Source organism: Variovorax sp. AC103 (assembly GCF_979254005.1).
In genome coordinates this window covers 82,155-105,181 of the sequence record NZ_CEEDFC010000023.1, presented here as the reverse complement: position 1 = coordinate 105,181, position 23,027 = coordinate 82,155, and the positions used below count along the sequence as shown (strand labels likewise).

20 protein-coding genes are annotated in these 23,027 nt (G+C 70.2%); 12 read left to right on the top strand and 8 right to left on the bottom strand.

The features are described from left to right. Window positions 1-77: 77 nt before the first annotated feature. On the top strand, window positions 78-392 hold the full coding sequence (locus AC0IYU_RS27580; protein ID WP_472123645.1) for a high-potential iron-sulfur protein: 315 nt from the start codon (window positions 78-80) through the stop codon (window positions 390-392). Here AC0IYU_RS27580 and AC0IYU_RS27575 read toward each other — a convergent pair. Beyond that, window positions 376-1,386 (bottom strand): LysR family transcriptional regulator, encoded by a 1,011-nt coding sequence (locus AC0IYU_RS27575; protein ID WP_472123642.1) that lies wholly within the window; start codon window positions 1,384-1,386, stop codon window positions 376-378. The two genes, AC0IYU_RS27580 and AC0IYU_RS27575, sit on opposite strands and share 17 nt — an antisense overlap. Before the next feature lie 131 nt (window positions 1,387-1,517). Between AC0IYU_RS27575 and AC0IYU_RS27570 the strand changes: the two genes are divergently transcribed. Together AC0IYU_RS27570 and AC0IYU_RS27565 are read left to right on the top strand one after the other, a co-directional pair. After that, window positions 1,518-2,333: an HAD-IA family hydrolase gene (locus AC0IYU_RS27570; protein WP_472123640.1), complete on the top strand. Its 816-nt coding sequence runs from the start codon at window positions 1,518-1,520 to the stop codon at window positions 2,331-2,333. Window positions 2,334-2,523: 190 nt separating this feature from the next. Then, entirely contained in the window at window positions 2,524-4,020 is a 1,497-nt protein-coding gene (locus AC0IYU_RS27565; RefSeq protein ID WP_472123637.1) for a c-type cytochrome, read from the top strand. On the opposite strand, the gene AC0IYU_RS27560 is transcribed toward AC0IYU_RS27565, so the two are convergent. The 7 genes from AC0IYU_RS27560 to AC0IYU_RS27530 form a co-directional block, all read right to left on the bottom strand. Continuing rightward, window positions 3,989-4,306: a hypothetical protein gene (locus AC0IYU_RS27560; RefSeq protein ID WP_472123634.1), complete on the bottom strand. Its 318-nt coding sequence runs from the start codon at window positions 4,304-4,306 to the stop codon at window positions 3,989-3,991. The genes AC0IYU_RS27565 and AC0IYU_RS27560 overlap by 32 nt on opposite strands. A 10-nt stretch (window positions 4,307-4,316) precedes the next feature. Further along, a complete protein-coding gene (locus AC0IYU_RS27555; protein WP_472123631.1) occupies window positions 4,317-4,811 on the bottom strand; it encodes a TspO/MBR family protein in 495 nt (164 codons plus the stop codon). Further along, a complete protein-coding gene (locus tag AC0IYU_RS27550; protein ID WP_472123628.1) occupies window positions 4,808-6,034 on the bottom strand; it encodes a geranylgeranyl diphosphate reductase in 1,227 nt (408 codons plus the stop codon). Before AC0IYU_RS27550 ends, AC0IYU_RS27555 begins: the two co-directional genes overlap by 4 nt. Window positions 6,035-6,038: 4 nt before the next feature. Then, window positions 6,039-7,382 carry a BCD family MFS transporter gene (locus AC0IYU_RS27545; protein WP_472123626.1) on the bottom strand — a complete coding sequence of 448 codons (1,344 nt, stop codon included), beginning with the start codon at window positions 7,380-7,382 and terminating at the stop codon, window positions 6,039-6,041. Next, complete coding sequence (gene chlG / locus AC0IYU_RS27540) at window positions 7,379-8,263, bottom strand: chlorophyll synthase ChlG (protein ID WP_472123623.1); 885 nt, start codon at window positions 8,261-8,263, stop codon at window positions 7,379-7,381. The genes AC0IYU_RS27545 and chlG overlap by 4 nt, the downstream gene beginning before the upstream one ends. A 64-nt stretch (window positions 8,264-8,327) precedes the next feature. Then, window positions 8,328-9,767, bottom strand: coding sequence for a transcriptional regulator PpsR (ppsR, locus tag AC0IYU_RS27535; RefSeq protein WP_472123620.1), 1,440 nt, complete (start codon window positions 9,765-9,767; stop codon window positions 8,328-8,330). Between the two features lie 60 nt (window positions 9,768-9,827). Then, a complete protein-coding gene (locus AC0IYU_RS27530) occupies window positions 9,828-10,994 on the bottom strand; it encodes a cobalamin B12-binding domain-containing protein (protein WP_472123617.1) in 1,167 nt (388 codons plus the stop codon). 122 nt (window positions 10,995-11,116) lie between these two features. Here AC0IYU_RS27530 and bchF point away from each other — a divergent pair, with 122 nt between their 5' ends. From bchF to puhB, 9 genes are read left to right on the top strand one after another with little or no spacing between them, the layout of a single operon-like run. Next, a complete protein-coding gene (bchF, locus tag AC0IYU_RS27525) occupies window positions 11,117-11,674 on the top strand; it encodes a 2-vinyl bacteriochlorophyllide hydratase (protein WP_472123614.1) in 558 nt (185 codons plus the stop codon). After that, window positions 11,671-12,972, top strand: a complete 1,302-nt coding sequence (locus tag AC0IYU_RS27520; protein ID WP_472123611.1) for a ferredoxin:protochlorophyllide reductase (ATP-dependent) subunit N — start codon at window positions 11,671-11,673, stop codon at window positions 12,970-12,972. The genes bchF and AC0IYU_RS27520 overlap by 4 nt, the downstream gene beginning before the upstream one ends. A gap of 28 nt (window positions 12,973-13,000) precedes the next feature. Next, window positions 13,001-14,569 (top strand): ferredoxin:protochlorophyllide reductase (ATP-dependent) subunit B, encoded by a 1,569-nt coding sequence (gene bchB, locus AC0IYU_RS27515; RefSeq protein ID WP_472123608.1) that lies wholly within the window; start codon window positions 13,001-13,003, stop codon window positions 14,567-14,569. Beyond that, the gene (locus AC0IYU_RS27510; RefSeq protein ID WP_472123605.1) at window positions 14,541-18,362 is read left to right on the top strand and encodes a magnesium chelatase subunit H; all 3,822 of its coding nucleotides are present in this window, start codon (window positions 14,541-14,543) and stop codon (window positions 18,360-18,362) included. The genes bchB and AC0IYU_RS27510 overlap by 29 nt, the downstream gene beginning before the upstream one ends. Then, window positions 18,359-19,306, top strand: coding sequence for a ferredoxin:protochlorophyllide reductase (ATP-dependent) iron-sulfur ATP-binding protein (gene bchL / locus AC0IYU_RS27505; protein WP_472123601.1), 948 nt, complete (start codon window positions 18,359-18,361; stop codon window positions 19,304-19,306). Before AC0IYU_RS27510 ends, bchL begins: the two co-directional genes overlap by 4 nt. Window positions 19,307-19,328: 22 nt before the next feature. Next, a complete protein-coding gene (gene bchM, locus AC0IYU_RS27500; protein WP_472123599.1) occupies window positions 19,329-20,051 on the top strand; it encodes a magnesium protoporphyrin IX methyltransferase in 723 nt (240 codons plus the stop codon). Continuing rightward, window positions 20,048-21,520, top strand: coding sequence for a BCD family MFS transporter (locus AC0IYU_RS27495; RefSeq protein WP_472123596.1), 1,473 nt, complete (start codon window positions 20,048-20,050; stop codon window positions 21,518-21,520). Before bchM ends, AC0IYU_RS27495 begins: the two co-directional genes overlap by 4 nt. Window positions 21,521-21,565: 45 nt before the next feature. Beyond that, window positions 21,566-22,336, top strand: coding sequence for a photosynthetic reaction center subunit H (puhA, locus tag AC0IYU_RS27490; RefSeq protein ID WP_472123594.1), 771 nt, complete (start codon window positions 21,566-21,568; stop codon window positions 22,334-22,336). Beyond that, on the top strand, window positions 22,333-23,025 hold the full coding sequence (gene puhB, locus AC0IYU_RS27485) for a photosynthetic complex putative assembly protein PuhB (protein WP_472123591.1): 693 nt from the start codon (window positions 22,333-22,335) through the stop codon (window positions 23,023-23,025). The genes puhA and puhB overlap by 4 nt, the downstream gene beginning before the upstream one ends. The last annotated feature ends 2 nt before the right edge of the window (window positions 23,026-23,027 follow it).

Genomic DNA, 23,027 nt, shown 5'->3' with positions numbered 1-23,027 from the left:
CATATTTAATTGACAATGCAACGTGTCAGACTATACAACGGTTCCTCCGAAGCCCGTTTGATAAAAAGGACCATCCCATGAGCAACCCAAGTCGCAGGACGTTCGTGATCAGCGTCGTCGCCGGCAGCGCCGGCCTCGCCGCGTCGCAAGCCTCGGCCCAGGCAGCCACGCTGACCGAAACCGACCCCCAGGCTGCCGCGCTCGGCTATAAGGCCGACGCAACCAAGGTCGACAAGGCCAAGTACCCCCAGCACCAGTCCGATCAGATTTGCAGCGGCTGCCAGCTCTTCCAGGGCAAGGCCAGCGATGCGACCGGCCCGTGCCAGCTCTATGCCGGCAAGATCGTTGCCGCCAAGGGCTGGTGCAGCGCGTGGGTCAAGAAGGCCGCCTGAGCATCCTTGCGGAACCTTGACCGCGCGCGTCCCGCGAGGCCGCGCGCGGACGCGCCGAACCGGGCGCGATGCGGGCGATGCGCGCATCCACCAGTTGCTGGCCCTGCGCGCACAGGAATGCCTCGAAAGCCCTTGCCACCGGCGAGAGCTGGCGGGTCGCCAGGTGCATCACATGCCAGTCGCGCTCGATCGGATTCTCGGCAATCGGCAGCAGCGCGAGCAGCCCGGCATTCATTTCGAGCACGCAGGTGTGCAGGGACAGAAACGCCACGCCGAAGCCGGCGGCGCACATCTGCTTGATGGCCTCGTTGCTCGAGAGTTCGGAGCCGACGCGCAGCGGCAGCGCCGCGTCCTTGAACATGCGTTCGACCGTGGCCCGCGTGCCCGAGCCGCGCTCGCGCACCAGGATGCTCTCGTCGGCCAGACGCTCGATGGCGGGCCGCCTGTCGGCCATGAGCGGATGCCCGGGCGCGGCCACGAAGGCCATCGGATGTTTCGCAAAGGCGTGCGACTCCGTCTTCAGCTCGGCCGGCGGCCGGCCCATGATCGCCAGTTCCACGCTCTGCCCCGCCAGCATGCGAACCACCGCATCACGGTTGCCTACCTGCAGCTTCACCTTGACCTTCGGGTTGGCATTGGCGAAGTCGACCAGCAGCGGCGGCAGCAGGTACTCGGCGGTGGTGACCGCGCCCACGCGCAAGGTGCCCGAGAACACGCCCTGGAGCGTGGCCATCTGGTCGCCCGCTTCCTGCCAGAGCGCCAGCAGCCGCGCCGCGTAGTTCGCCAACAGTTCGCCAGCCTCGGTCAGGCGGATGCCCCGCCCCGATCGCTGCACCAGCGGCGTGCCGGCGGAGGCCTCGAGCGCGCCGATCTGGATCGACACGGCCGGCGGGGTCAGGTGCATCTCGGCGGCGGCGAGCGACACGCTGCCAAGGCGCGCCACCGCATCGAAGGCGGCAAGCTGCCGGAAGGTGGCATTGCGTGCAAGCGTCATCGATTCATATTAGGAAAACCTTAGGTGTTCGTAAATAGATTTAACTTTTCGTGATGCTTCGGCTTGCCTACATTGGGCTCCTTGTCGGCCCGCCACGGCCGTCCATCCACCATCCTCCAAGGAGCGGCCGCATGCGGTACATGAACGCGCCGGACACCCGGGAGCCCGGCATGCAGATCGATGCCCTCATCTTCGACGTCGACGGAACCATCGCCGACACCGAGGAGGCGCACCGCGTCGCCTTCAACCGGGCCTTCGAATGGCATGGCCTCGGCTGGCACTGGCCGGCCGCGGAGTACCGAGAACTGCTGAAGGTGGCCGGCGGCAAGGAGCGCATCCGCAGCTACCTCGATGCGCTGCCGGTGTCCGACGCCGAGCGCGGCCGCCTGGGCACCATGGTGCGCGACATCCACTTCGACAAGACCCGGCTCTACAGCGCCGCCATCAAGGACGGCGGTGTACCCCTGCGCGTCGGCGTGGCGCGCCTGCTCGACGAGGCGCTGGCGCGCGGCTGCAAGCTCGCCATTGCCAGCACCGCCACCGCCGCCACCATCGACGCCTTGCTGCAGTCGGCCTTCGGCCCGCGCGGGCTCGACATGTTCACCGTGATCGCATGCGGCGACCATGTGGCGCGCAAGAAGCCGGCCCCCGACATCTACCAGCTCGCATTGCGCGCACTCGAGGTGCGGCCCGGCCATGCGGTCGCTTTCGAAGACTCGGCCCACGGGCTGCGCGCGGCCACGGCGGCGGGCCTGTGCACCATCGTCACCTCCAACTTCTGGACCGAGCAGCACGACTTCGTCGACGCCGCGCTCGTGCTGCCCCACCTGGGCGGCCCCGAGTTTCCGCTGCCCGGCGAGCCGGGCCGGCAGCTCAGCGGCGCGGCATGGCTCACCTGCGAGGAGGTGGCGCGCATCGCGCTGCGCCATGCGTCCATGGTGCAGTGAGGCACCGCGCGCGGCGCGCCCCGATCCCCCGCTCTTCCTACGTGCCGGCGGCGCGGCGGCGTACACATGGCAGGTGTTCTGCGACGGAAAGTGCGCTCCCCAAGACAAAACTGGAGCCGCGATGTCGCATGCCTCCAAGACCGCTTTGCGGCAGCTCGCGGTCCTCGCATTGGTCAGCGCTGCAGCACTCATGTCTTCGGCCGCAGCGGCCGCAGGCAACGCCACGACGGACGAGGTGCGGCGCGGCGCCTACCTGGCCAACGCGGGCGACTGCCTCGCATGCCACACCAGCAAGGGCGGCAAGCCCTTCGCCGGCGGCCTGTACATGGACACGCCCTTCGGCCAGATCTCCACACCGAACATCACGCCCGACAAGCAGACCGGCATCGGCAACTGGAGCGACGAGCAGTTCTACCGGGCCTTGCACGACGGCATCGGACACCGCGGCGAATATCTGTATCCGGTGATGCCGTACCCCTGGTACACCACCGTCACCCGCGACGACGTGATGGCCATCAAGGCATTCCTGATGACGCAGCCCGCGGTGAATAATCCGCGCCCGCCCCTGAAGCTCACCTTTCCGTTCAGCGTGCGCGAATCGCTGCTCGCCTGGCGGCAGGTGTTCTTCAAGCCGGGCACCGTCGTGCACGACCCGGCCGCGACCGACGAAGTCAACCGCGGGCGCTACCTCGCCGAAGGGCTGGCGCACTGCGGCGAATGCCACAACGCCCGGCCCGTGGCCGGCACGTCGAAGTGGAAGGGCTCGCTGCAAGGCGGGGTCATCGACTCCTGGTACGCGCCCAACATCACCTCCGATGCCCGGGACGGCGTCGGCAAATGGAGCAACGCGGAGATCGCGAACTACCTGAAGACCGGCATCGCGCCCGGCAAGACGCTGGCCCTGGGGCCGATGGCGCAAACCGTGCACAGCCTGAGCCAGCTGAGCGATGCCGACCTGCTCGCCATCGCCGCCTACCTGAAAGCCACGCCGCCCGCGGCAGTCAAGGGCAACGACCAGAAGCTGGCGCTCTTCAAGGGCCGCGACGCGCGCGGCGGCGAGGCCTACCTGAACTTCTGCGCCTCCTGCCATGGCCTGGACGGCAAGGGAATGGCAGGGGTGATACCCGCGCTCGACGGCAACGGTGCCGTCACTGCCAAGGGCCCGCAGAACGTGATCAACGTGATCGTGGGCGGGCTGGAGGCCCGCGAAAAGTACGCGCCGATGCCAGCCATCGGCGCGGGCATGTCCGACCAGGACATTGCCGACGTCACCAACTACGTGCGCCAGACATGGGCCAACGGCGCGCCCGCCACGGCGGAGGCTGGCATGGCCGCCGAGGCGCGGCGCAAGGCCGACACGCTGATGAACGCAGGCGGCGCGAGCGGTTGCCCGGCGGTGGACACGCCGAGCCTGGGCAAGGCGCTGGAGAGCCAGCAGGCCGACATCGCCGCGCAGCTCTCGGGCATGACCGACGCGACGATGCCGGCCCGGGCGCAACACATGGTGGCGCAGCTGCGGGCCCGCGCGCCCAAGGCGAACCATGCGGAGCTGATCAACGGCCTGTCTTTGGCCTACTGCAATGTGCTGCGCGGCGACAAGAAGATCGAGGCGAGCGAGCAGTCGTTGCGGCTGGGACGGTTCAGCCAGCTGGTGTTCATGGCTGCGGACGGACAGAAGCTGCACTAGCCGCACCGGCCGCACCGGCCGCGGCAGTCCAGCGCTTCCACATGTCGGCACCGTGGGCCGCGCCGGCGGCCATCAGGCACAGCGCAATCCACAAGGTGCCGGTGCCGCCCATCGCGCACCGCAAGGCAGCCATCAGGCACAGGCCCGAGACCAGGTTGAGAAGATAGCTGCCGGGCCTCGGACCGCCGCCGGTGAGCCGGTGGTGCGCGAGCAGCACGATGCCTTCGACGGCGGTGAGCACGATCACCCCGTCGACCAGCCAGAGAAAGTTCAAGCCGGGGTCCATGCGAACGCGTTCAGCGGAAGGGCCCGTTGAGCCGCACCGTTTCCCAGTTGAGCACCGCCGCAATGGCCACCCACAGCAGGTAGGGCAGCAGCAAGACCGCCGCCACCCTGGACACCCGCACCAGCAGCAGCACCAGTGCCAGCACCGACAGCCAGAGAAAGGGCACCTCGATCAGCGACCAGTCCGGCCGGTGCAGCCGGAAGTACAGCAGGCTCCAGAGCACGTTGAGAAAGCCGTTCAGCGCGAACAGCGCCAGCATCCACTCGCGCACGCCGCCGCGCGGCGCGCGCCGCCAGCCGATCACGCCGGCGCTCGCGGCCAGCGCGAAGATGGTGGTCCAGATCGGGCCGAAGGCCGCGTCCGGTGGCTTCCACGCCGGCTGCACGAGGCCGCGGTACCAGGGGCCCAGGTCGGTCATGAGCGCACCCAGCACCGCCACGCACAGCGCGGCGAGCGCCGCCACCGCCACCGGCTTCCACAGGCGTCCCCGGCGCGGCGCCGTCATACGCGCGCGAACCCCAGGAGGTGCGCGACGTCCTTGAAGAAGATGCGCACATGGGCCATGGGTTTCTTTCGCACCAGCGTCTTGTTCATGTACGACTCGAAGGTCAGTTGCTGCACGTCGCGGTCCTCGCAGATCTTCACGAAGCGCTCGCGGCGACGGTCGGTGCAATACCAGAACCACTGCATCACGCCCAGCACGCGGAACACCGTGCCGTGCGCCTTCATGAAGCGCTGCCGGGCCTGCCTGAGGCATCGCGCGTCACCGCCTTGCAGCAGCTGCGCCACCGCTTCGGCGGCGAAGCGCCCGCCGGCCATGGCGTAGTAGATGCCTTCGCCCGACGCCGGCGCGACCACGCCCGCCGCATCGCCCGCGAGCACGACGTCGCGGCCGTTGTCCCAGCGCGGCAAGGGCTTCATCGGCAGCGGCGCGCCTTCGCGCCGCAGCGTCGCGGCATCGGCCAGGCCGGCGGCCGTGCGCAGCCGGCCGACCGCCGAGCGCAGCGAGAAGCCCTTGTCGGCGCTGCCGGTGCCGATGCTCAGCGTGTCGCCGTGCGGAAACACCCAGCCGTAGAAGTCGGGCGACAGCTGGCCCTGGTAGTACACGTCGCAGCGCGATCCGTCGTAGCCCTCGGGCTTGGCCGCCGGCGCCTGCACTATCTCGTGGTACGCGAACACATAGCGTGCCGTGCGGGCCCGCGGAATCGCATCGGCCGCCACGCGGGAGCACGCGCCGTCGGCGCCGATCACGCTGCGCGCCCGCACCCGGCCGGGCTGCGTGCCGGCCTTGCAGCGCTCGGGGCGCCCGGCATAGTGGACGATGCTCACACCGTCCTGGTCGCGCGCGAGGCGCTCGAAGCTGCCGATGCGCCGCACCGCGCCCGCCTGCGCCGCGCGCTCGCGCAGCCACTCGTCGAAGACCTCGCGGTCCACCATGCCGACGAAGCCGTTGTCGATCGGGATGTCGACGCACTTGCCGCTGGGCGCCACCATGCGCGCTGAGCGCGCCCTGGCGACCAGCAGGGCATCGGGAATCTCGAAGTCCTTGATGAGCCGCGGCGGTATCGCGCCGCCGCAAGGCTTGACGCGTCCGGCCCGGTCCAGCAGCAGCACCGAGCGGCCCTGCCGCGCCAGGTCGTGCGCCGCCGTGGCGCCGGCGGGGCCGCCGCCGACGACGACCACGTCGAAGGTCTCGACATCGGAATCCAGGGGTTCCAGGGATTGCATGACATCACCTCGTTTTCAGGCCCGCCTCGACCACACCCGGGGACACGGGCCGGGCGGCGGGCTCGCGTCGGACTTTTCCGGCCAGGCCGGCCGCGAGCACGAACAACACCGCCTCGGCCGCGAAGACCGCGGCATAAGCCAGGCCCGGCGTGCCGATGAAGACCCGCGCCAGGTCGCTCGCGGCCGTGCCCAGCAGGCCTCCGAGCCCGAAGGCCACCGCCTGCGCCGCGCCCCACAGGCCCATGCGCACGCCTTCGCGCGATGCGCGGCCTTCGCCGGCCAGCGACATCATCGCGGCGATGGCCGCGATGGAGAACGCACCGTTGGCCACGCCCAGCACGAACACGTTGGCCCTGAACGGCCACGCCGTGCCGACGATGCCCGCCGCCACCAGCCCGAGCAGCGCCACGGCCGACACCAGGCAGCCGCCGACCTGCCAGGCGCGCAGCGACCCGAAACGACGTGCATTGCGCCCGCGGCCGGCCAGCGCGGCCGCCAGCATGCCCAGCAGCACGCCCGCATGCTGGGTGCCCGACAGGCGCGTCGATTCGCCCGGCGTGAAGCCCAGCGCCGAGCCCGCGAAAGGCTCCAGGATCAGGTCCTGCGCGCTGTAGGCAAGCATCGAGATGAAGACGAAGAGCGTGAAGCGGCGCGCCGCGGGCTCCGCCCAGACCTGGGCCAGCGCCTCGCGAAACCCGACGCCGGCGGGTGCTGCGCGCGCCGCATCGGCGACCGGAGCCGACCTGTCCGACCTGCCTTCGATGCCGGCCATCGCCACGCAGGTCAGCACGAAGGCCGCGACCGACACCGCCGCGCTGACCGCCACCAGCCGCGCTGGCGAGAAAGGATCGAGCAGCGAACCGGCCACGCCGGCCGTGACGGCGAATCCGGCGATCATCATCAGCCACACCGTGGTCGCCGCCGAGGCGCGCTGCGACGCCTCGACGCGCTGCGCCAGCAGCACCAGGAGCGAGGTTCCGGCCGCACTCACGCCGATGCCCAGCACCGCGAAGGACAGCACGGCGGCGAAGATCCCCGCGACCGGATGGCTCGCCATCGATGCCGTGGCGCAGGCCGCGCCGAAACCGCCGGCCGCCAGCATCGCCATGCCGCCCACGATCCAGGGCGTTCGCCGCCGCCCGCTGTCCGAGCCGTGGCCCATGCGCGGGCGCAGCACCTGCACCAGGTAGTGCATGGCCACCAGCGCGCCTGGCAGCAACGCCGGCAGCGCCAGCTCGACCACCATCACGCGGTTCAGGGTCGAGGTGGTCAGCACCACCACCGCGCCCAGGCAGGCCTGCACGAGCCCGAGCCGCAGGATCGCCGGCCAGCCAAAGTTTGCTTTCATGGCGTGCTCCCGGCGCCGCGAAGCGCGAAGGCGCTGATCATCATGCCGCTCACGAAGACCGGCACGCCGAAACCGCTGTACCAGCGCGCGCGCGCGCCGACGTCCTGCAAAAAGTAGTCCATCAGCACCAGCTGCAGCATGACAAGCAGCCCGATGACCACCGCATGCGCGGGCCGGTGCCAGTGCACCAGCAGCAGCACCACGGCCCACTGCGGCAGCGCCATGAACCAGCAGGCCACGCGCGCCGCGCGCTGCGCGCCCAGCTGCACCGGCAGCGAGCGCACGCCCATCTGCCGGTCGCCCTCGATCGCCTTGAAGTCGTTGAGCGTCATGATCCCGTGCGCGCCGATGCTGAACAGCAGGGCCAGCCACAGCGAGCGGCTGCCGGGCATGGCGCCGCCGGCCATGACCGCCGCGCCGGTGATCCACGCCAGGCCCTCGTAGCACAGGCCGCAGGCCGCATTGCCCCACCAGCCGTTCTGCTTGAGCCGCAACGGCGGCGCGCTGTAAGCCCAGGCCAGCGCGAGGCCGACCACCGCCGCAACAAAGGCCCATCGGCCGAGCAGCGACGCCCACGCCAGCGACAGCAGCGTCCAGCCGATGGCCACATACAGGCCCCAGCGGCCCGGCATGCGGCCCGAGGGAATCGGGCGCTGGGGCTCGTTGATCGCGTCCACATGCCGGTCGAACCAGTCGTTGACCGCCTGGCTGCTCGCGCACACCAGCGGGCCGGCCAACACGATGCCCATGATTGCGACGGTCCAGCGTCCATCGAGGCTCGCTCCGGAGGCGATCACGCCGCAGGCGAAGGCCCACATCGGCGGAAACCAGGTGATCGGCTTGAGCAGCTCGGTAACCGCGGACAGCGCTGGACGGGGCATGCGAGCAAGTGTCTCGCCTGACGCACCAGACTGTCAACCGAGATTTACACTCGCCGCCGTCCGGCTACTGTTTTTCGCTTTCCGGGGAGAGCTCGCCCAGGCCGTAGCGCCGCAGCTTCACATACAGGCTCTGGCGCGACACGCCGAGCATCTCGGCCGCCGCGGCGCGGTTGTCGCGGGTGAGGTCGAGCGCTGCCTCGATGCACAGCTGCTCGATGAGGTCGGTGGTCTCGCCCACGATGTCCTTCATCGGCATGCGGCCGACCAGCTCGGACAGCTGCCCGGCCGAGTGCGGCAGCTCCTTGGCCGCCCGCGCGTCGATGCCCTGGCGGCGGCTCACGTCGCGGATGGTGAAGCCCAGGTAGGCCTCGTCGTTGTCGCGCACCAGCGTGGCGGAGATTTCGACGTTGGAGACCAGCCCGTGCTCGCAGCGCAGGCTGGTGGGAAAGAGCCGCAGCGACCCACGCTGGCGCAGGGTCGATATGAGCACGCTGAGCTCGACGCCGGTGCGCCCGATCCAGCGGCCCAGCGACTCGCCGCGCACCTGCTCCTCGTTGGCCAGCTGCACCACCTCGACGAAGGCCTCGTTGGCCGAGATGACCTGTCCGTTGATGTCCGTGACCACGATGCAGTCGGGCGCGCTCTGCACGATCTTGAGCAGTACCGCATTGGCATTGGTCCGGTCGGGCGACACCACCTCGGCGGCCACGCGCGAGAGCCGCACCACCATCAGCACGCCGTTCTCCTGGCGAAAGACCGAGCCCGAGACGGTGACTTCGCCGCCGCCGTCGGCCACGTGCGCCTGGACGTCCTCGGCCCGGCCCGCCGTGCGCAGCGCCGCGACCATCGACTGCACCGCCGCATTGCTGCGCGCGTCCAGCCCGGCCGGAAAAGTGGCGCCCACCAGCCGGCGCACGTTGTCGCCGAACAGCTGCACGGCGGCGGGGTTGGCTTCAACGATCTTCTGCGTCGCGGCATCGACGATGAGCACCGCATCCGACACCGCCTGAAACAGCTGCCGGTAACGCGACTGCGCATCGCGCAGCTTCCAGTGGTCGTGCAGGTTCTCCTGCTGGGCGTCGACCACGGCCTGCTGCAGCGCCGTCATGCCGCGAAGGTCGCGGCCGAAGACGACGGTACGGCCGATGTCGCGGTAGCGCGCCTTGGCGCGCAACCGGATGGCCGTGCTGCTCAGCTGCAGGTGCGCGCCCTTGGCGTTCTCGCAGGTCAGCTGCCGCCATTCGAGGGGCTCTTCAGCCGCGGCATTGCGAAGCAGCCACTCCGCGTTCGCGCGGGAGTCCTTGGCGACGCTGTCGACCCAGGGCTTTCCTATCCAGTCCTCGCAGCCCAGGTCATCCAGGCTGTTGCCGCCCAGCGCGAGATCGCGGACCACTCCGTCCGCATCGAGGATCAGCACCACATCGGAAGACGCGGCGATCAGTTGTCCGATCAGTCCAGCCGGCAGGTCGCCCAGGTGCTTGGCGTGAGCCGCAAAACTCTTCATGGCTGAAAAGCAGTTCTCGCATCGTTCTTCAAGAATGACCTTCTGGTTCAGGCGCGGTTGTCAATGGCTGTGCAGACGCAATGCGATCAATTGTTCGGCCTGGACGGGGGCCTTTTTCCCGTCGAGTCCGCATGCATCGGCGCCGACGAACTTTACACGCTCGGGATGCCCAGCAAAGATCGGACCACCCACCATCACGCACACGTCCTTGTTGCGCGAAACCTGACGCACGTCCAGGATGGTGCGGCGCAGCGGCTGCAGCCGCGTCTCGCTGCCGGCGGCCAGGCCGATCACGTCGAACCACTCGGCGTGGGCCAGCTCCACGGCGCTGTGGTCCAGCGGCGCATGGCCGCGGTCGACCTCCCAGCCCGCATGGTGGAAGAACTCGGCCACCATCGACAGGCCGAAGGTCTGCTGCTCGCCGCAGGCCGGCAGCAGCAGCACGCGCCGGGCGTTGCCGCGAAAGGGCCGCTGGCCGCCGTCGGCACCGTTCAGCGAAGGACTCAGCTCGTGCAGCAGTTGCTGCAGACGCGCCAGGCCGAGCGTGACATGCGTGAAGTCGCACAGGTCCTGTGTCCACAGGTAGTTCAGGTGCTGCGCCGCCGGCGCCAGCAGGTCGAGATAAATGGTTTCGACCGACATGCCGCGCTGCCCGAGCAGGTCGACGAACGCCTGCGCGGGCGGGTGTTCGCGGGCCAGCACCAGCTGGACGAACTCTTCGACGTCGCGGGCGGTGGGCCGGTGGCCGCTGCTCTCGTCGGGCGGGCTGGACGGGGCCGGAACCCGATGCACGTCCACCAGCCGGGGAATGATGTCGAACTCGAGGGTGCGGGTGAGCCTCGTCTGCCGGTCGCTCATGGCGACCCGGTCGTTCGGCGCCCGGCTCCAGGGCGGCGGTGATGCGTCCGATGCCCAATCGGGTGCCGCTTCGGGCGGCTGCATCGAACCATCGAGATCCAGAGCTTGTCGAGCCAGTCGAGGCATGGCTTGTCTCCTGGTGGGGTTGTCTCTTCGCGATGTTGTTCTTGACGGCAATTCCGGCGACGGATCATGACGCACGAAAGCCGCGCTGTCGACTGTCTGCTCCAGCACGCCCGCTTGCGGCTTGCGGCGCCGGGCCTGGTCGCTCCCCAGTCCGAAAAGCGGCAGCACGTTGCTCGCCCGCGGCGCCTCCCCGCGGCCGGCGGCGGGCTTGGGTGCTGGAGCGATGTCGCGGGGATGCTTCATGGCGGCGTGTTGTCTGACAGGCATGTCATCGACGCGATGATTCCGCGCCGCCGGCCGACTGTCAATTTTTATTTACGTCCAATCTAGTTGACACACCGTGCGCGCCGATCTAGATTGGCCGCATGCGCAACCAGACATCTCCGACGGGCCTCAGCCGCGGCGCCGTGCGTGCACCGAGCCGGCCGCTCTACACGCCGGAGGAGCGCCGCCGCCGCGATACGTCGGGCTGGACGCTGGTGCAGGGCGTGCTGGCCCCGTTGCAGTTCCTGATCTTCGCGGTCAGCCTCGCGCTGGTGCTGCGCTACCTGTGGACCGGCCAGGGCCACACGGCCGCGGTGACTTCGGTGGTGGTCAAGACGCTGGCGCTCTACGCCATCATGGTGACCGGCTCCATCTGGGAGAAGGTGGTGTTCGGCAAGTATCTGTTCGCGCCGGCCTTCTACTGGGAGGACGTGTTCAGCATGCTGGTGCTGGCCCTGCACACCGCGTACCTCGCGGCGCTGGCCACCGGCGCGCTGGGCGACCGGCCGCTCATGTACCTGGCGCTCGCGGCCTATGCGGCCTATGTGGTCAATGCCACGCAGTTCGTGCTCAAGCTGCGCGCCGCCCGGCTGGACATGGCGCGGCAGGCGCTGGAACCGCAGACCGACACTGCGCACAACGGCGGGGTGGCCGCATGAGCGCCGTCGCCAGCGCCGTCATCGCGATTCGCGAACAGCCGCGCGCCGGCGGCTGCGAAGACGCGCCGGTACTGCGCGAGCGCGGCCAGCGCGAGGTGTTTTGCGGCCTCACCGGGATCATCTGGCTGCACCGCAAGGTGCAGGACGCCTTCTTTCTGGTGGTGGGTTCGCGCACCTGCGCGCACCTGATCCAGTCGGCCGCGGGCGTGATGATCTTTGCCGAGCCCCGTTTCGCCACCGCGATCATCGACGAGCGCGACCTCTCGGGCCTGGCCGACGTCAACGACGAGCTCGACCGCGTGGTCACCCGCCTGCTCGCGCGCCGCCCGGAGATCCGGCTGCTGTTCCTGGTGGGCTCCTGCCCCTCGGAGGTGATCAAGCTGGACCTGTCGCGCGCGGCCTCGCGGCTGTCCAAGGCGCATTCGCCGCAGGTGCGCGTGCTCAACTATTCGGGCAGCGGCATCGAGACCACCTTCACCCAGGGCGAGGATGCCTGCCTGGCCTCGATGGTGCCGGTGCTGGCGCCACGCCCCGCGCAGGCGCCGCCCGAACTGCTGGTGGTCGGCACGCTGGCCGACGTGGTCGAAGACCAGTTCGCCCGCCTGTTCTCGCAGATGGGCATCGCCGCGCGCTTCTTTCCGCCGCGGCGCGCCAACGCCATGCCCGAGGTCGGGCCGGGCACGCGCTTTTTGCTGGCCCAGCCGTTCCTGGCCGATACCGCCCGCGCCCTCGAAGAGCGCGGCGCCACCCGGATCGAAGCGCCCTTCCCCCTGGGCGCGGAAGGCACCACGCGCTGGCTGGGCGCCGCCGCCGAGGCCTTCGGCATCGCGCAGGCCGACTTCGAGCGGGTGACGGGCCCGGCCCGCGAACGCGCGGCGCAGGCGCTGGCCAGGCACCGCGTGCAGCTGGCCGGCAAGCGCATCTTCTTCTTCCCCGACTCGCAGCTGGAAATTCCGATCGCACGCTTCCTCTCGCGCGAGATGGGCATGACGCTGACCGAGGTCGGCACGCCCTACCTGCACCGCCAGCACCTGGCGCAGGAGCTTGCGCTGCTGCCCGGCGGCACCGTGCTGTCCGAGGGCCAGGACGTCGACCGCCAGCTTGAACGCTGCCGCGCATTGCGTCCGGACATCGTGGTCTGCGGGCTCGGCCTGGCCAACCCGCTGGAGGCCGAAGGCCTGACCACCAAGTGGTCGATCGAGCTGGTCTTCACGCCGCTGCAGGGCTACGAGCAGGCGGGCGACCTGGCCGAGCTGTTCACGCGTCCGCTGGTGCGGCGGCTGCGGCTGGCCGCCTGAAGAATAAGAACAACGAGGCGCCACGACCATGCAGCTCACTCTCTGGACCTACGAAGGGCCACCCCACGTCGGGGCGATGCGCGTGGCCACCGCCATGAAGGACGTGCACTACGTGCTGCACGCGCCGCAGGGCGACACCTATGCGGACCTGCTGTTCACGATGATCGAGCGCCTGCCTCGCCGGCCGCCGGTCACCTACACCACCTTCCAGGCCCGCGACCTGGGCGGCGACACGGCCGAGCTGTTCCAGCGCGCGGCGCGCGAGGCCTTCGAGCGCTTCAGGCCGGCCGCGATGATGGTCGGCGCGTCGTGCACCGCGGAACTGATCCAGGACGACCCGGGCGGCCTCGCCCGCGCGCTGAACCTGCCGATCCCCGTGGTCGCCCTCGAACTGCCGTCCTACCAGCGCAAGGAGAACTGGGGCGCGAGCGAAACCTTCTATCAGCTGGTGCGCGCCCTGGCCGGCCCGCAGGTGCCGCCGCCCGGCACTGCGCGCGCGCCGCGGCCCGCCGATCGGCGCCCGTGCTGCAACCTGCTGGGCGCCACCGCGCTGGGCTTCAGGCACCGCGACGACGTGCAGGAGATCAGCGGCCTGCTGCACAGCCTGGGCATCGACGTGCACGTGGTCGCGCCGCTGCAGGCCGGCGCCGCCGACCTGGCCCGCCTGGGCGAGGCCGACTTCAACGTGGTGCTGTACCCCGAGATCGCCAACCTCACGGCCCAGTGGCTGCAACGCAGCTTCGGCCAGCCGTGCACGAAGACCGTGCCCATCGGCACCGGCGCCACCCGCGACTTCATCGCCGAGGTCGCCGAGTTCGCGGGCATCGATCCGGCCAGGGCGCAGCACGACGCCGCCGCGCGCGCGCCCTGGTATGCGCGCTCGGTCGATGCGACCTACCTCACCGGCAAGCGCGTCTTCATCTTCGGCGATGCCACGCATGCGGTGGCGGCGGCCCGCGTGGCCGCCGCCGAGCTGGGCTTCACCGTGGTGGGCCTGGGCACCTACAGCCGCGAATTCGCCCGCGAGGTGCGCGACGCCGCGCGGCTGTACGAGGTGACGCCGCTGATCAGCGACGACTACCTGGAGATCGAGGCCGCCATCGCGGCGGTGCAGCCCGAGCTGGTGCTGGGCACGCAGATGGAGCGCCACATCGCCAAGCGCCTGGGCGTGCCCTGCGCGGTGATCTCGGCCCCGGTGCATGTGCAGGACTATCCGGCGCGCTACTCGCCGCAGATGGGTTTCGAGGGCGCCAACGTGCTGTTCGACACCTGGGTCCATCCGCTGATGATGGGCCTGGAGGAGCACCTCATCGGCATGTTCCGCGGCGACTTCGAGTTTCACGAGGATGCCGCGCCTTCGCATCTGGGCCAGGCCACGGTCGCACCCGCAGCCGCCGTCGACGCCGCCGCGCCGCAAGCAGCCGCGGCCGAACGCGCCGCCGCCTGGGCGTCGGAGGCCGAGCAGGAGTTGCGCAAGATCCCGTTCTTCGTGCGCGGCAAGGCGCGCAGGAACACCGAGCGCTATGCGCTGGACCGCGGAGTGCCGCTGATCACCATCGAGACTCTCTATGACGCCAAAGCCCATTTCAGCCAGTGAACGCGGCGCGACCGGTGTCCCGATGCACGTGGTCATCGTGACCATGGACAGCCACCTCGCAAGCGCCACCGAACGCGCCTGGCGCGGCCTGCGCAAGACGCTGCCCGCGCTGCGGCTCAGCGTGCATGCCGCGGCCGAATGGGGCGACCGGCCCGACGCCCTCGCACGCTGCAAGGCCGACATCGCGCAGGGCGACATCGTGGTGGCGACCATGCTTTTCATGGAGGAGCACTTCCTGCCGGTGCTGCCCGCGCTGCAGGCGCGGCGCGACAGCTGCGACGCCATGGTCTGCGCCATGTCGGCTTCGGAGGTGACCAAGCTCACGCGCATGGGCAGGTTCGACATGTCGGCCCCCGAGACCGGCGCACTGGCCTTCCTCAAGCGGCTGCGCGGCAAGCCGGCCGACGGCGCCGACGCCGCCAGCCGCACCACGGCCGGCGCGCGGCAGATGAAGACGCTGCGCCGGCTGCCCAAGATCCTTCGCTTCATTCCGGGCACCGCGCAGGACGTGCGGGCCTACTTCCTCACACTGCAGTACTGGCTCGCCGGCTCTGAGGCGAACATCGCGAACATGGTCCATTTCCTGGTGGACCGCTACGCCGAAGGCCCGCGCCGCGCCATGCGCGGCATCGCCAAGACGCACGAGCCGGTGGACTACCCCGAGGTCGGCGTCTACCACCCGGGCATGAAGCAGCGCCTGGACTGCAGCGTCGAGGCGCTGCCGCGCGTGGCGCGCAGCGGCCAGCGCGGCACGGTGGGCCTGCTGCTCATGCGCTCCTACCTCCTGGCCGGCAATACCGACCATTACGACGGCGTGATCACCGCGCTGGAGGCCCGTGGCCTGCGCGTGATTCCGGCCTTTGCCACCGGGCTGGATTCGCGCCCGGCCATCGACGCCTTCTTCCGCCCCGAGGGCCGCGGCACCATCGACGCGCTGGTCTCGCTCACCGGCTTCTCGCTGGTCGGCGGCCCGGCATACAACGACGCCCGCGCGGCCGAGGACATCCTGGCCTCGCTCGACGTGCCCTACCTGGCGGTCACGCCGGTGGAGTTCCAGTCGCTGGACCAGTGGGGCGAATCGCCGCGCGGCCTCCTTCCGGTCGAGGCGACCATGATGGTCGCCATTCCGGAGCTCGACGGCGCCACCGGCTCGATGGTCTTCGGCGGGCGCGGCAGCGCGGCGCAGATCGCCTGCACCGGCTGCGCCCACGCCTGCACCTTCCGCAACGAGACCGGCGTGCACGACATGCACAGCTGCATCGAACGCGCGGACATGCTCGCTGCGCGCGTGGGCAAGCTGGTCGACCTGCGCCGCGCCGAGCGCGCCGAGCGCAAGGTGGCGGCGGTGGTCTTCAACTTTCCGCCCAACGCCGGCAACACCGGCACGGCCGCCTTCCTGTCGGTGTTCGAGTCCCTCTTCAACACCATGCGGGCCATGCGCGACGCCGGCTACCAGGTCGCGCTGCCGGCCAGCGTCGACGAACTGCGCCAGCGGGTGATCGAGGGCAACGCCGCGCGCTTCGGTGCCATGGCCAACGTCCATGTGCGCATCGCCGCGGACGACCACGTGCGGCGCGAAAAGCACCTGCAGGAAATCGAGACCCAGTGGGGCCCGGCGCCCGGCAAGCAGCAAAGCGACGGCGGCGGCATCTTCGTGCTGGGCGAGCGCTTCGGCAACCTGTTCGTCGGCATCCAGCCTGCCTTCGGCTACGAGGGCGACCCGATGCGGCTCCTGTTCGAGAAGGGCTTTGCGCCGACGCATGCCTTCTCTGCCTTCTACCGATGGCTGCGCGAGGATTTCGGCGCGCATGCGGTGCTGCACTTCGGCACCCACGGCGCGCTCGAATTCATGCCGGGCAAGCAGAACGGCATGTCGGCACGCTGCTGGCCCGACCGGCTGATCGGCGACCTGCCCAACTTCTACCTGTACGCCTCGAACAACCCTTCCGAGGGCACCATCGCCAAGCGCCGCGCGGCCGCCACGCTGATCAGCTACCTCACGCCGCCGGTCGCCGCTGCCGGCCTGTACAAGGGCCTGGTCGAACTCAAGAACATGCTGGAACGCTTTCGCGGGCTGGAAAGCAGCGAGGGCGAAGGCGAGGAGCTGGCCCGCATGATCCAGTCGAACGCTGCCGTGCTCGAACTGGCCGCGGCCGAGCCGCCCTGGGGCGAGGACACGCCGGCGCGCATCGTCGCGCTCAACGAGGCGGTGCTGGAGCTGGAGTACACGCTCATTCCCTGCGGACTGCATGTGGTGGGCGAGGCGCCGAACCCGGCCGAGCGCACCGACCTGCTGATGTCGCTGGCCGAGGCCTCGCACGGCATGCGGCCGCCGCGCGCCGTCGTCGAGGCGATCGTCGCGGGCCGCACGCCCGAGCAGGCGCTCGCCGGCTGCCAAGCCGAGGCCGAGGCCGAGGCCCAGGGCGGCCCCGACATGCTGCCCGTCCTGCAAGAGCTCGCCGCGCTCGACCCGCTGCTGGCCACCGACCACGAACTCGACGGCATCCTGCGCGCGCTCGACGGCCGGTTCCTGCGCCCGGCGGCCGGCGGCGACCTGCTGCGCACCCCGTCGATCCTGCCGACCGGGCGCAACCTGCACGGCTTCGACCCCTTCCGCATCCCCAGCAGCTATGCGGTGCAGGACGGCGCGCGCCAGGCGGCGCGCCTGCTCGAGCGGCACATGGCGGACGGCCACGCCTTTCCGGAATCGATCGCGCTCGTGCTCTGGGGCACCGACAACCTGAAGACCGAGGGCGCACCGATCGGCCAGGCGCTCGCGCTCATGGGCGCACGCCCGCGCTTCGACGGCTACGGCCGGCTGGCCGGCGGCGAGCTGATGACGCTGCAAGAGCTCGGGCGCCCGCGCGTGGACGTGGTGATCACGCTGTCGGGCATCTTCCGCGACCTGCTGCCCCTGCAGATCAAGCTGCTGGCCGAAGTCGCCTTCCTGGCCGCGGGCGCGGACGAACCGCCGGCGCAGAACTTCATCCGCAAGCACGCGCTGGCCTACCAGGCCGAGCACGGCGGCGACCTGGAGACCGCGTCGCTGCGCGTCTTCGGCAATGCCGAGGGCGCCTACGGTGCCAACGTGAACAGCCTGATCGACAACCGCCGCTGGGACGACGCCGACGAGATCGCCGAGACCTACAGCCGCCGCAAGGGCTTCGCCTACGGCCGGGCCGGCCGGCCGGTGCAGCAGGCGCAGCTGCTGCGCAGCGTGCTGTCGGGCGTGGAGCTGGCCTACCAGAACCTGGATTCGGTCGAGCTGGGCGTGACCACCATCGACACCTACTTCGACACGCTGGGCGGCATCAGCCGCGCGATCAAGCGCGCCAAGGGCGCCGATGCCGCGATGGCGCCGGTCTACATCGGCGACCAGACGCAGGACGGCGGCAGCGGCACGGTGCGCACGCTGAGCGAGCAGGTCGCGCTGGAGACCCGCACCCGCATGCTCAACCCCAAGTGGTACGAAGGCATGCTCAAGCACGGCTACGAGGGCGTGCGGCAGCTGGAGGTGCACGTGACCAACACCATGGGCTGGTCGGCCACCACCAGCCAGGTCCAGCCCTGGGTGTACCAGCAGTTGAGCGAGACCTTCTTGCTCGATCCCGCGATGCGCTCGCGCATCGCCGAACTCAACCCGACCGCGTCGGCCCGCGTCGCCAGCCGTCTGCTGGAAGCGTCGGAGCGGCATTTCTGGAAACCGGACGACACCATGCTCGAGGCGCTGCGGCGCGCGGGCGAGGAACTCGAGGACCGGCTCGAAGGTGTCTACGAAGGAAGCCCCGCATGAACACCGTGACCGTGCCTTTCCCCGACATCAAGAAGCCGGGGCCGCGTCCGCAGCCGGCGTCGTCGCCGTCGAAGTCAGCCCGCAGCGACGGCGAGGGCAGCGTGCAGGTGCAGCTGGACCCGGACCTGAAGATCGGCAACGCCAAGGTCTTCGCGATCTACGGCAAGGGCGGCATCGGCAAGAGCACCACTTCCAGCAACCTGTCGGTGGCGTTCTCGCGCCTGGGCAAGCGGGTGCTGCAGATCGGCTGCGACCCCAAGCACGACTCCACCTTCACGCTCACCAAGAAGCTCATGCCCACCGTCATCGACGTGCTCGAGTCGGTCGACTTCCATCCCGAGGAACTGCGCGTGGAGGACTTCGTCTTTCCCGGCTACAACGGCGTGATGTGCGTGGAGGCGGGCGGGCCGCCTGCCGGCACCGGCTGCGGCGGCTACGTGGTGGGGCAGACCGTCAAGCTGCTCAAGGAGCACCACCTGCTGGACGAGACCGACGTGGTCATCTTCGACGTGCTGGGCGACGTGGTCTGCGGCGGCTTTGCCGCGCCGCTGCAGCATGCCGACCGCGCGCTCATCGTGACGGCCAACGACTTCGATTCGATCTTCGCGATGAACCGCATCGTGCAGGCCATCGGCGCCAAGGCCAAGAACTACAACGTGCGGCTGGGCGGCGTGATCGCCAACCGCAGCAAGGACACCGACCAGATCGACAAGTTCAACGCGCAGATCGGCCTGCGGCTGATGGCGCACTTTCCCGACCTGGACGTGATCCGACGCAGCCGGCTGAAGAAATCCACGCTGTTCGAAATGGAGCATTCGCCCGAGCTGGAGGCGGTGCAGAACGAATACATGCGGCTGGCCGCCGCGCTCTGGCTGGGCTCGGAGCCCCTCAACGCGGTGCCCATGAAGGACCGCGACATCTTCGACCTGCTGGGCTTCGACTGAAGCGCGAAGGAAAGGACACGCCATGGCGAACGTCAGCTACCTGCAAAGACGCGGCGAGATCGAAACCTACTTCGACCGCACCGCCGCCCAGGCCTGGGCACGGCTCACCTCGGACGCGCCGGTCGGGCGCATCCGCGCCAGCGTGCGCGCCGGGCGCGACCGCATGCGCCAAACCCTGCTCGACTGGCTGCCCGCGGACCTGCACGGCATGCGGCTGCTCGATGCGGGCTGCGGCACCGGCGCGCTGGCGGTGGAGGCCGCACGCCGGGGCGCGCGCGTGGTGGCGATCGACCTGTCGCCTACGCTGGTGGCACTGGCGCGGGAGCGCCAACCGGCGGCGCTGATCGGCGGCACGCGCGCCGAGGGCGCGGGCCGCATCGACTTTCGTGCGGGCGACATGCTCGACCCGGCACTGGGACGCTTCGACTACATCGTGGGCATGGACTCGCTCATCCACTACCGCACGCCCGATGCGGTGCGGGTGCTGGCGGGCCTGGCCCAGCGGGCCGACCGCGCGGTGCTCTTCACCTTCGCGCCCAGCAATCCGGCGCTGATCGTCTTTCGGGCGGCGGGCCGGCTGTTTCCGCGCGGCAACCGCGCACCGTGGATCGAGCCTGTGGCCGAAAAGTCGCTGCACCGCCTGATCGCCGCCGAGCCGCTGCTGGCCCCCTGGCACCGCGGCCGCACGCAGCGGGTGGCCAGCGGCTTCTACACCTCGCAGGCCCTGGAGATGGTGCGCGCATGAACACGATCACCCGCCTGAACGACCGCGTGGCCAGCAAGTGGAGCCTGATCGCCACGCGCTTCCTGCCCTTCGCGGACGTGGCCACGCGCGAGCTGCCGCTGGGCCGGCTGCTGCGGCTGTCGCTGTTCCAGGTGACGGTGGGCATGGCGCTGGCCCTGCTCAACGGCACGCTGAACCGGGTGATGATCGTGGAGCTCAACGTGCCGGCATGGCTGGTGTCCACCATGATCGCGCTGCCGCTGATCTTCGCGCCGATGCGGGCCCTGGTGGGCTTTCGCTCGGACCACCACCGCTCGGCCCTCGGCTGGAAGCGCGTGCCCTACATCTGGATGGGCACGCTCATGCAGTTCGGCGGGCTGGCGATCATGCCGTTCGCGCTGATCGTGCTGTCCGGCGACACCAACGGGCCGGTGATCTACGGGCAGATCGGCGCGGCCATCGCGTTCCTGCTGGTCGGCGCGGGCCTGCACACCACCCAGACCGGCGGACTCGCCCTGGCCACCGACCTGGCCACGCCGGAGAACCGGCCGCGCGTGGTGGCGCTGCTCTACGTGATGCTGCTGGTGGGAACCATGGTGAGCGCGCTGGGCTTCGGCGCCCTGCTGCAGGAGTTCAAGCAGGTCAAGCTGATCCAGGTGATTCAAGGCGCGGCGCTGCTCACCATGGTGCTGAACCTCATCGCGCTGTGGAAGCAGGAGGCGCGCGTGCCTTCGCGCACCGCGGCGACGCCGGGCGAGCCGCGGCCTTCGTTCCGCGACTCGTGGCGTGCCTTCGTGCAGGGCGGGCGTTCGGCGCGCCTGCTGGTCGCGGTGGGCCTGGGGAGCGCCGGCTTCAGCATGCAGGACGTGCTGCTGGAGCCCTACGGCGGCGAGATCATGCACATGGCGGTGGCCTCGACCACGCAGCTCACCGCGATGATCGCCTGCGGCGCGCTGGCGGCCTTCGTGCTGGCCGCGCGCTGGTTCCTCCATGGCGGCGAGCCGCACCGGCTGGCCTCCATCGGCGTGGTGGTCGGCATCTTCGCCTTCGCGGCGGTGGTGTTCGCCGACCCGGTGGGCTCGCAGCTGATGTTCCGCATCGGCGCGCTGCTGATCGGCTTCGGCGGCGGCCTGTTCTCGGTGGCCACGCTCACCGCAGCCATGGGCCACGACACGGGCGCGCGCAACGGCCTCGCGCTGGGCGCCTGGGGCGCGGTGCAGGCCTCGGCCGGCGGCCTGGCGATCGGGCTGGGCGGCTGGCTGCGCGACGGCATCACCTACCTGGCGTCGCACGGCACGCTGGGCGCGGTGATGTCGGCGCCGTCCATCGGCTACAGCGTCGTGTACTACATCGAGATCGTGCTGCTGTTCGCGACGCTCATTGCGATCGGCCCGCTGGTGCGCACGCCGCGCAACCGGCGACCGCCCGCTGCGGACGCCGACGCCGCCACCAGGCCGGGCAAGTTCGGCCTGACCGAGTTTCCGGGCTGACGGCCAGGCGCCGGGCCACGCACCCTCACACGAAGGAGACACACCATGGGAAACGGAGCCATTACCGGTTACATCGACGTCGCGCAGATCGTGCTCTACATGTTCTGGATCTTCTTCGCGGGTCTCATCTACTACCTTCACCGGGAGAACAAGCGGGAGGGCTATCCGCTGGAGAGCGACCGCTCCGGGCACATCGACGTGCAGGGCTTTCCGGCCGTGCCCAGCCCCAAGACCTTCCTGCTGCGCGACGGCCGCACGGTGCAGGCGCCCAACCGGTTGCGCGAAGAGCGAGACCTGGCGGCCGAGCCCCTCGGCGCCTGGCTGGGCGCGCCGCTGGAGCCCACCGGCAACCCGATGCGCGACGGCATCGGCCCGGGCGCCTGGGCGCAGCGCGCGGACATTGCCGACACCACCATCGACGACGAACTGCGCATCGTGCCGCTGCGCCACGCGCCCGGCTTCGGCCTGTCGAGGAAAGACCCCAACCCCGTGGGCATGCCCGTCTTCGGCGCTGACGGCCTCGTGGGCGGCGACGTCGTCGACCTGTGGGTGGACCGCGCCGAGGCCGTCTTCCGCTACCTCGAGCTCGAGGTGCCGGGCGAGGCCGGGCCGCGGCGCGTGCTGTTGCCGATGAACTTCGCGAAGGTCGAGAAACACCGGGTCCGGGTGCAGTCCATTCTCAGCACCCAGTTCGCCTTCGTGCCCGGCACGCGACTGCCCGAGCAGATCACGCTGCTCGAGGAAGACAAGGTCATGGCCTACTACGGCGGCGGCACGCTCTACGCGACGCCGCAACGCCAGGAGCCGCTGCTGTGAAGGCCGCCAACCTCACGCCGCCCGGCGACGACCACGACTTCGAGCCGGCCTACGGCCTGCCCGAGAAGCTGCCCGCACGCGAGCGCCTGCTCTGGCAAGGCTCGCCCGACTGGAAGCGCATGACCCGCAGCGCCCTGCACGTGCGCGGACTGGCGGTGTACTTCGCGGTGCTCATCGTGTGGCGCGGCGCCAACACGCTGGCCGGCGGCGGCGGCGCGCTCGACGCGCTCGCGGCCATGGCCTGGCTGCTGCCGCTCGCCGCGCTGGCCATCGGCACCCTCGTCGGCCTGGGCTGGCTCACGGCACGCACCAGCGTCTATACCGTCACCGACCGCCGTGTGGTCATGCGCGTGGGCATCGTGCTGACCGTGACCTTCAACCTGCCCTACAGCGCCATCGACGCGGCCTCGCTGCATCACAACGCCGACGGCACCGGCGACATCGCGCTGGCCCTGAACGACGAGGCGCAGATCGCCTACGTGCACCTGTGGCCGCATGCGCGCCCCTGGCATGTGAAGCGGACCCAGCCGATGCTGCGCGCGCTGCCCCAGGCGCGCGAAGTGGCGGCGCTGCTGGCCGGCGCGCTGGCGGCGTCGGCGGGCATTCCGCGCCGCGGGCTGCATGCGGTGGCACCGGCGGTGGGCACCCGCGAAGCCGGCGAGGCCGCGCCGGAACCCATGACCGCCTGAGG

What these genes read in the sequence shown, in the direction of transcription:
- bchL (WP_472123601.1), top strand. Translation starts at nt 18,359, where the DNA reads ATGAACACCGTGACCGTGCCTTTCCCCGACATCAAGAAGCCGGGGCCG.
- AC0IYU_RS27565 (WP_472123637.1), top strand. Translation starts at nt 2,524, where the DNA reads ATGTCTTCGGCCGCAGCGGCCGCAGGCAACGCCACGACGGACGAGGTG.
- AC0IYU_RS27495 (WP_472123596.1), top strand. Translation starts at nt 20,048, where the DNA reads ATGAACACGATCACCCGCCTGAACGACCGCGTGGCCAGCAAGTGGAGC.
- puhA (WP_472123594.1), top strand. Translation starts at nt 21,566, where the DNA reads ATGGGAAACGGAGCCATTACCGGTTACATCGACGTCGCGCAGATCGTG.
- bchM (WP_472123599.1), top strand. Translation starts at nt 19,329, where the DNA reads ATGGCGAACGTCAGCTACCTGCAAAGACGCGGCGAGATCGAAACCTAC.
- AC0IYU_RS27570 (WP_472123640.1), top strand. Translation starts at nt 1,518, where the DNA reads ATGCGGTACATGAACGCGCCGGACACCCGGGAGCCCGGCATGCAGATC.
- AC0IYU_RS27530 (WP_472123617.1), bottom strand. Translation starts at nt 10,994, where the DNA reads ATGAAGCATCCCCGCGACATCGCTCCAGCACCCAAGCCCGCCGCCGGC.
- chlG (WP_472123623.1), bottom strand. Translation starts at nt 8,263, where the DNA reads ATGCCCCGTCCAGCGCTGTCCGCGGTTACCGAGCTGCTCAAGCCGATC.
- AC0IYU_RS27575 (WP_472123642.1), bottom strand. Translation starts at nt 1,386, where the DNA reads ATGACGCTTGCACGCAATGCCACCTTCCGGCAGCTTGCCGCCTTCGAT.
- ppsR (WP_472123620.1), bottom strand. Translation starts at nt 9,767, where the DNA reads ATGAAGAGTTTTGCGGCTCACGCCAAGCACCTGGGCGACCTGCCGGCT.
- bchB (WP_472123608.1), top strand. Translation starts at nt 13,001, where the DNA reads ATGCAGCTCACTCTCTGGACCTACGAAGGGCCACCCCACGTCGGGGCG.
- AC0IYU_RS27520 (WP_472123611.1), top strand. Translation starts at nt 11,671, where the DNA reads ATGAGCGCCGTCGCCAGCGCCGTCATCGCGATTCGCGAACAGCCGCGC.
- AC0IYU_RS27560 (WP_472123634.1), bottom strand. Translation starts at nt 4,306, where the DNA reads ATGGACCCCGGCTTGAACTTTCTCTGGCTGGTCGACGGGGTGATCGTG.
- AC0IYU_RS27580 (WP_472123645.1), top strand. Translation starts at nt 78, where the DNA reads ATGAGCAACCCAAGTCGCAGGACGTTCGTGATCAGCGTCGTCGCCGGC.
- AC0IYU_RS27510 (WP_472123605.1), top strand. Translation starts at nt 14,541, where the DNA reads ATGACGCCAAAGCCCATTTCAGCCAGTGAACGCGGCGCGACCGGTGTC.
- AC0IYU_RS27555 (WP_472123631.1), bottom strand. Translation starts at nt 4,811, where the DNA reads ATGACGGCGCCGCGCCGGGGACGCCTGTGGAAGCCGGTGGCGGTGGCG.
- AC0IYU_RS27545 (WP_472123626.1), bottom strand. Translation starts at nt 7,382, where the DNA reads ATGAAAGCAAACTTTGGCTGGCCGGCGATCCTGCGGCTCGGGCTCGTG.
- bchF (WP_472123614.1), top strand. Translation starts at nt 11,117, where the DNA reads ATGCGCAACCAGACATCTCCGACGGGCCTCAGCCGCGGCGCCGTGCGT.
- AC0IYU_RS27550 (WP_472123628.1), bottom strand. Translation starts at nt 6,034, where the DNA reads ATGCAATCCCTGGAACCCCTGGATTCCGATGTCGAGACCTTCGACGTG.